This window comes from Petralouisia muris, assembly GCF_004793545.1.
In the GTDB taxonomy this organism is placed as follows: Bacteria; Bacillota; Clostridia; order Lachnospirales; family Lachnospiraceae; genus Petralouisia; species Petralouisia muris.
In genome coordinates this window covers 1-7,006 of sequence record NZ_SRYA01000131.1, presented here as the reverse complement: position 1 = coordinate 7,006, position 7,006 = coordinate 1, and the positions used below count along the sequence as shown (strand labels likewise).

The window sequence follows — 7,006 nt, the reverse complement described above, 5'->3', positions numbered from 1 at the left end:
TTGCAGGATTTTTCCCACGCAGAGTTTATATGCGACAACGTGTCGCTACACGATGGAATTCATCGATATAGAACCAGGTCGTCTTATGCTTCGAGCGGTTGGCGGTAACACGGTTCCACACGGCATCCTGCATAATGAGAAGCCCGATCTCTTTCAGGGCCTTGCCCAGAGATTTGAGCTGGAAGCAGAGTACCCGGTGGTTGTTCATGTCAATGTTGGACCTATGGTTGAACACATTCAGGGAGCCATTGACGTAGATTTCCAGCGCCGTGGCGATATTCTGTGCCTCCGGCTCCGCCTGTTTCAAAAGCAGCTCATACAGGTCGCCCAGGACCGGCATATTCTCCGGGCGGGGGTCCTGCAAATAATCCCGGTACACAAGCCTTGTGCAGCGGTCAATGATGGTCCTCTCAATCGGGGAAAGCCCCTCCTTGCCGCCGATAATCAGGTCGCACAGCGACAGGATAAAATCGCTTTTCAGTGTGATGGGGTTTTCATCATCCGAATAGTCCAGGTTAATGTCCATCGGATTGATATAGTTGGTGGAAGTCGGGGAAATGTCAATGACCTGCCCCTGGGCGCCGAACTGCTGTACCAGAGGCCCGTAGTCGGCTAAGTCGGGGCGGTTACCCGCCCTTTCTCGCCTAAGAACCGTACATGAGCGTTTCCACTCATACGGCTCAAGCATTTCATCACTCTTTCGAGCGGCTCTCAAGATAGATTCGTTGGCAGTCAGCATGAACATATGCCATGTTAGCCACTTCCTCCTTGCCACCGCTGGACTTTGGTACTTTAAAGAAAATTTCCCTCTCGTCCGAAATGTCCAGTGGCATTCCACAGTGATAGCAACAGCCGTTTTGATTCTTCCAGATTAGTTTGAATCTTCCTGAAAGTTTCTTCATTCCCTGATTAAACTTACGCTGTCTGAAATATTCCGTATCAAGGAACGGATTGGCTGCTTCCCTTACTTTTGTGTGTCGGACAATTGGTGTATGGTCTACCCGTATCAGCTCCTTTGTGTCCGTAGCGAACACCCAGTTTCGGTTTTCCCTGCGATGCCAATACCTCGTGGAAATCCACCATTGCCCTTTCTTCGGATGCCGTCTTTTCGCCCATCTCCACAGTAACTCATAGAGGATATAGTCCAAATGTGCAAACGCTTCTGCCGCACACACAGACTGGTGGTAATTCGTCCATCCTCGGATTTGTTGGTTCAGTTTCATAATCAGCACATCCTGATTCCATGCTTTCCCACGTTTCAGTATCGTGTCAGATAAATTCCTCACGATTGCCTGTATGGATTTCTTTGACGGCTTCACAATCAGCTTTCCTTTAAATTTTCGGAATGTCCAGCCTAACATATCGAATCCGTCGTTGATGTGGGTGACTACCGTTTTCTCGTCAGATAATTCCAAGCCCCTTGTTTTCAGGAAGTCTTTTATCAATTCCTTTGCTTCCAAGGCGATTTCCTCCGTTGCCGCTGTTACTACAAAATCATCAGCGTAGCGCACCAGATTGACTTTGTGGGCGTTTTTGAACCGATAGTCCACCTTTCCGAGCCTGTTGGTGTGGAATTTGTCTGACAATACTTTCTGCATACCGTCCAGCGCCATGTTTGCAAGAATCGGCGAGATAACGCCGCCCTGCGGAGTGCCGTCCTCTGTCGGGAACAGCTCCCCTTTGAAGATAAATCCCGCTTTCAGGAACTGTTTCAGAATAGATTTGTCCATAGGGATATTTTCCACTAACCATTCATGGCTGATGTTATCAAAACAGCCTTTGATGTCACCCTCTAAAACCCATTCGGGCGATACCTTGCGCGACAATGCCGTGAAAATATATTCGCACGCGTCCTGACAGCAACGCCCCTTTCTGAAACCAAACGATTTCGTGTCGGCGGTTGTTTCTGCCACTGGCTCTAATGCAAGGGCGTACAACGCCTGCATTGCCCTGTCATACATGGTTGGAATCCCTAACGGACGTTTCTTTTTCTTGTCCTTCTTCTCGATATAGACACGTCTTAACGGTTTTGCTTTATAGCCTTTGTCTGTCAATGACATGACAGCCCTCATCTTCATTGCAGGCGTTGACCAGATTTCCCCGTCCACCCCTGCGGTTTTCTTTCCTTTGTTTGTGGTCACACGCCTTACGGCGAGTGCTTTTGCATAGAACGAGTGCGTCAGTAGATACTGAAGCCGCTTCACTGTGTTCCATTTCCTTTCCTGAGTTGCCTTGACAATCCTGACTTGCAGCCTATTAACTTCCTGCTCCGCTTTCTTCCAGTCGATAGTTTTCCACTGAATGGAAAGCCGCTTGCCGTCCGATAATCTCTCAGAAACTGGTGTTTCCGTCGTTGAATTATTACCGTTCATAGGTTTACCTCCATTCTTTGTCATGAAATACCGTGGGATAAGTCTGCACCCTTTCGGGTCAGGGCAAATCTTGAACCCCTATGCCCCGCCATTACAGCAGAGCCATTCGCTTTTTATCCCGTTCCTCTACCCTCTGTGCCATTTCTCTGCCTTGCGGCTTCAATACCTTAAAAAAAAATATATATAAGGAACACATAGGGCTTACCAAGTTCCGCATAATAAATAATTGTGAATGCCTTAGACGCCATCTTTGAGCCGGGAGGAATCATGTCCATTTGTTACGGCGTTGCGAAAGCCGCCGCAACCACCTCCGCACCCTTTGGTGTAAGTGTATCAGCCTTATTTCACTTATTCCCTGTAACGACTCTTACAATGGTTCACTTTACATTCGTCATAGCACTCTTATCCTAACAGTACGCCCGACTTAGGCTGTCAGGTTTCCCATATTGTCCCACAAGCTTCCCACCTGAACGTTGCCATTCACGCAGATTGTGGTAGGATTACCCCAAATGGATAGGGTAGCTGACGACCAGCAATTTATTATGCGACTTCTTGTCGCACCTCATTTTCCGGGTCTGCAATGATGATGTCATCCTCCGTTAAAAGGAACACGTTGACGATCTCACGCTTGGCAGAGAAGGACTTGCCGCTGCCGGGCGTTCCCAGGAACAGGCCGTTTGGATTCTTTAAGTTCTTGCGGTTCGCCATAATCAGGTTGTTGCTTAGAGCATTCAGACCATAATAAAGCGCCTCTCCCTCCTGGAACAGCTCGCAGGTCGTAAACGGCACAAAAATGGCGGTGCTGCTGGTCGTAAGCCCACGCTCAATTTCAATCTGGTTCAACCCTAAGGCAAGAGAGGACATAAGTCCCTGTTCCTGCTGGTAGTCCAGACGTTTCAGGGCACAGTTATACTTCTGCGCAATACCGGAGGCAGACAGAATATCATTAAACAGCTTTTGCCGTTTGGAAGCGATATTCTCCACCAGCACCGTCACAAGAAACATGCGCTCATTCCGGCTCTGCAAATCCTGTAGGAGATTCTTTGCTTCTTCGCCGTAGGTGGCAAGGTCGGTAGGTATGATGTCCATGTCATACCCGGCACGGACCGCTTTTTTCTGTTCTTCAATGGTCATTTTCTGCAAATCGGACATCTTGCGTTTGATGTTCTTGATCGCCTGGGCCTGGTCGATGGACTGGATATGCAGGTTCACCGTCACGGCGTCGTCCAGGTCCAAAAGCTCCGCCAGCAGCCGGTCCGTCAGCTCCGGCGCTAGAATCTGCAAAAAGGACACCGCCCCGGAATGGTCGGCCACCCGGAAGGTCTTTCCGTCATTTGAGAACGACAGGCCGGAGGGCGCAATAAAATCCTTTGTAGAAAGCCCGGTTTTCGGCAGGTCCGCCCAGGTAAAATGAAACTTTTCCTGCCCGTCCGGGTGGAGCTGGCTGTGAAGGAGCTCCAGGCGTTCCAACCCGTCTAACGGCTTTGCCTGGGCTCCCAGGGCCTTGAAATTCGCCAGCACGTCGGCCTCGATCCGCTCCAGGCGCATCTTCGCGGTGCGAAGGTCGTCAGCCTCAATTCCAAAAGTGATATATTTCCGTTTGGTAAGGCCGTTGTTGCCTTTTTGGAGCTGACCTTTCAGCATATCCCCATACTCCCTGCGGATTCCGTCATATTCGTCGCCGCGGATGGGGATGTCGATACTGCGGGCGAAATCCTGCATATTGGCCCGCTGGTTAATGAAAGTAAGCTGCACATGGATCGAAGCGTCAAAATAATTGAGGAAATCACAGTAACCCTCAAAAATCTGCGCTTTGTCATCCGCCTGTGCAAGCTGGTAGTTAATATCAAAAAACTGCACCGTCTTGGTGTAGAGTTTGTCGGTCAGCCGGCAGATTCCATCCCGGTACATTTCCTTATAGGGAATACTCTGCTGGACCGTCTGCGGGGCGTCCGTTTTCAGCCCGGCAAAAAAGCCGCCCTTTTTAGGCGGCCTAGTGCGGACAGTCTTATTTCCGCTTGTCTTTGCATCGGCCCTGGCCTTTTTTGCCTGCCTGATGTTTCTTTGCAGACGTTTTTCCTGGGCCTCCTGCTGTTTGGTTTTTGGCAATCCTCGTAACCTCCTTCTTTGACATGGATTTATACAGGTTTTCCGTCCGGTATGGCCGTTTCTTCGGCCAGAGCTTATAGCGGAGCCTGTTTTTCAGAAGTTTCTCCGCCGGCTGTCCGTCCCGCTCATACATGGCGAAAAAGAAAAAGGGCATCATAATCCCGATCATCATCAGCACCGCCGCCGAGTTGCCGATAGCGCCGCGGGTAAGGAAATATACCGGCAGTCCCACCAGTGCGGCCAGACTGAAACAAATAAGCTGGCGCTTCGTCAGGTTAAACGCCAGCTTGGTCTTGACTTTCGTTAAGTCTTTGGGTACGGGTACATAAGGCATTGTTTTCACCTCCAATCGTGATATACCGTCAATATTTATCTGATTCCCTTGTGTCCGTCTTTCCGGGCATCGTGATACTTGAATCCACTTCATTGCCCCACACATCCCAGCCGGGGGCCTGTTGTCTTGCAAACAGTTCCACCCTGGGGAGGTCGCCCATAAGTTTCACAATCTTATCCCGCACCTCGTCCGGCTTCTTGCTGTGCTGTTCGATATGGGAGATCACAAACTGGTGGATTCCCGCACACTGACGTTTGGGGCGCCCCTTGGTCGCCAGTAAGCACACCTCCGCGTTTGAGCGGGTCCAGAACCCCATCCCATAAAACCAGCTATCTGCTTTCCGGTTCTGTTTCAGCCAGAGGAAGGCCAGCGTCTTATATTTGAAGCCCCATGCCTCCATAACACGGAACGCCTCATTAAGCTGTGGGAAGGTGGCCCATAGAAAAAGCGCACTGTCTCTAGCCGCAAGGTCTGCAACCGGTAGCGCGCATATTTCTTCTATGCTCATGGTTGGGTAATGGTTTTCCGCCACCCCGTTGCCGCGTTTCATATCATAACGCCAGGGCGGGTCCGCATACACGATGCTATATTTTCCAGCCTCCGGCATTATCGGGCCTGCTCATTCTTGGTGGGAGCGGATTTTGCCGGAGGCGTCTTAACCTTACCGGCATTTTCTTTCAGGGCGCCGGTTAGGGATGGTCTCTCCGCCGCTCCCTTTGTCGCTTCAAGGGTGGCCTGCAAATTTTCAATCGCCTGGCCGTACCCTTCAATCAGGGCGTCGTTAAGCTGCCTGCGGAAATCCGCCGTCACCGGCCAGCAGACATCCCTCCATTTTCCCTGCTTATCCTGGGTAGAGGGCATGTTGACATACAGCCCCTTTTCGCCGGAGCAGATACGGAAGCCGTCAATCTTGAAGCTGTCGCCGATGGTCACATTGGCGTAAGCCAGCAGGTTTCCCATCGGGGCAATCGGGCGTACAGTTACATCCAGCTTTAAGCCTCCGCCCGCCTGAGCCTCCGGTGCCTGTACCTCCGGCTGCACGGGTTCGTTGTTTGTCTTACTCATATAGAAAAGTCCTCCTTCTTGTTAAGATGTAAGTTGGTTACACGCTAATGCGAGTTAAAAATGCTTTTGGATAGCGAGCCTGTCTTAAACAGGGCAAAGGCCAGCAGGACCGTATAGCCTGCCGTGCCCCAGATCGCGCCGTGAATGTCGCCGGAAGAAGGGATCGACTGGACCAGCACCGCATAAATCGCGACACAGACCAGGATCAAAAACCCCTGAAAACCTAAAGCAAACAGGGAACGCAGGTAATTTGTCCCCATCTGCCCCCATTCACGGTTTGCCATTGTGGAAAAGGGTATGGGTGCCAGGCTGACCGTAAGATATATCTCGATCATACGGCCATACACAATGACAAAAATCACGATGGACAACACCCACATGCACAGGTTGATGATGTTGGTCTCCAGCCACAGACCGATCAGCTCCCACATCCCCATTGCTTCAAGCTGCGTTTCCAGGTCGGCCAGCGCAGCGGTAACATCCATGTTCCCGTTTATCACGCCGGCGCTTTGGCTCACCACATTCTGGGCGACGTCAAACACCGCCATGACGATAGTAAAGCAGTTGGTGAGCAGGTAGGTGGCAACAAAGGTTTTGAAAATCCACTTGAAGATGTTGAATGTATCAAAATCGTGCATGTTGTTCTTTTCAAGAATCATTTGAATCAGTTCATAGACAAGAACAAAAGTCAGGATGATTCCCGCAATGGGAATGACGACGGTTTCAGAAAGATTCTGGATCATGCTGAACACGCCGCCATTCCACCCCTGCGGCGTCTGGCCTACCTGCGAGGCCACATCCGAGACCTGGCTGTTGACGGATTCAAAGATACCGGTGTATTGTCCTGTGATCGCTTCGATTAAGCCCTCTTTAATCCAGTCTGTTATCCTTTCAAACAGACTGCCCATCGGCTATTAACCGAACAGGCCGGAGAGCAGCGGGATCAGCGTGGCACCCACCAGCGCAATACCGCCGCCAGCCATAAGCTGTTTCATGCCCTGGGATTTTGCCCCAGGGTTGTCATTGCCATAACCTTCCAGAAGGTTGATGACGCCCCATGCGCCGAGGCCGGCGCCCAGAGCAATAACCAGGATTTTCAGGGTATCAATCGCACTTGCAAAAAAAG

General features: G+C 50.8%; 6 protein-coding genes and 2 pseudogenes. All 8 read right to left on the bottom strand.

Annotated elements, in window-relative coordinates:
• Positions 1-52 precede the first annotated feature (52 nt).
• Positions 53-613, bottom strand: a pseudogene (locus E5329_RS27485) (VirB4-like conjugal transfer ATPase, CD1110 family); the annotation flags it as partial.
• 79 nt (positions 614-692) lie between these two features.
• Positions 693-2,372 carry a group II intron reverse transcriptase/maturase gene (gene ltrA, locus E5329_RS27480; protein ID WP_135992345.1) on the bottom strand — a complete coding sequence of 560 codons (1,680 nt, stop codon included), beginning with the start codon at positions 2,370-2,372 and terminating at the stop codon, positions 693-695.
• Positions 2,373-2,933: 561 nt separating this feature from the next.
• Positions 2,934-4,442: pseudogene (locus E5329_RS27475) on the bottom strand (VirB4-like conjugal transfer ATPase, CD1110 family); the annotation flags it as partial.
• A complete protein-coding gene (locus E5329_RS27470) occupies positions 4,381-4,815 on the bottom strand; it encodes a PrgI family protein (protein ID WP_135992344.1) in 435 nt (144 codons plus the stop codon). The gene E5329_RS27470 and the pseudogene E5329_RS27475, both read right to left, overlap by 62 nt.
• Positions 4,816-4,843: 28 nt before the next feature.
• Positions 4,844-5,422 carry an MT-A70 family methyltransferase gene (locus E5329_RS27465; protein WP_120487117.1) on the bottom strand — a complete coding sequence of 193 codons (579 nt, stop codon included), beginning with the start codon at positions 5,420-5,422 and terminating at the stop codon, positions 4,844-4,846.
• Complete coding sequence (locus E5329_RS27460; protein ID WP_135992343.1) at positions 5,422-5,880, bottom strand: SpoVG family protein; 459 nt, start codon at positions 5,878-5,880, stop codon at positions 5,422-5,424. The genes E5329_RS27465 and E5329_RS27460 overlap by 1 nt, the downstream gene beginning before the upstream one ends.
• A gap of 44 nt (positions 5,881-5,924) precedes the next feature.
• Positions 5,925-6,788 (bottom strand): VirB6/TrbL-like conjugal transfer protein, CD1112 family, encoded by an 864-nt coding sequence (locus tag E5329_RS27455; protein WP_006861291.1) that lies wholly within the window; start codon positions 6,786-6,788, stop codon positions 5,925-5,927.
• Between the two features lie 6 nt (positions 6,789-6,794).
• Positions 6,795-7,006 (bottom strand): Maff2 family mobile element protein (locus E5329_RS27450; RefSeq protein ID WP_135992342.1); only part of this gene is annotated, 212 nt, incomplete at its 5' end.